This is a genomic window from Sphingobium sp., from assembly GCF_041987595.1.
Taxonomy (GTDB): domain Bacteria; phylum Pseudomonadota; class Alphaproteobacteria; order Sphingomonadales; family Sphingomonadaceae; genus Sphingobium.
This window is the reverse complement of the sequence record NZ_JBHIWJ010000246.1, coordinates 1-546: the sequence shown is the minus strand read 5'-3', so window position 1 is coordinate 546 and position 546 is coordinate 1. Positions and strand designations below refer to the sequence as shown.

Here is a 546-nt window from a genome sequence, read left to right as displayed (position 1 = left end):
CGGCCAGCCAGACGCCGGTCGCGGGCACCACCATCGCCCTGGTCACCGATGGCGCGACCGGGCGCTTCGACATCGAGAACCTGGTGGGCGGCGCGGGCAACGACACCTACGTCGTCGACAACGCGGCCGACGTCGTCACCGAGAACGCCGGCGAGGGCACGGACACCATCCGCTCGTCCGTCACGCTGGTGCTGCCGGCCAACGTCGAGAACCTGGTGCTGACGGGCAGCGCCAACATCGACGCGACCGGCAATGCGCTGGACAACGTCATCACCGGCAACGCCGGCAACAACACCATCGACGGCGGCGCGGGTGCCGACACGCTGGACGGCGGCCTGGGCGACGACGTGCTGCGCGGCGGTTCGGGGGCTGACGTGCTGCGCGGCGGCGCCGGGTTCGACACGATCGACTATGCGACGTCGGGCGCGGGCGTCACCATCGACCTGCAGGCCGGCACCGCGATCGGCGGTGATGCGACCGGCGACGTCATCTCCGACATCGAGCGTGCCGTCGGCTCGGCCTATGACGACCTGTTGCAGGCCGCGG

General features: G+C 71.4%; 1 protein-coding gene. It reads left to right on the top strand.

What is annotated here, in order from left to right:
- The coding region (locus ACFC3J_RS22995) for a calcium-binding protein (protein ID WP_375198215.1) at positions 1–546 on the top strand (546 nt) is incomplete at both ends.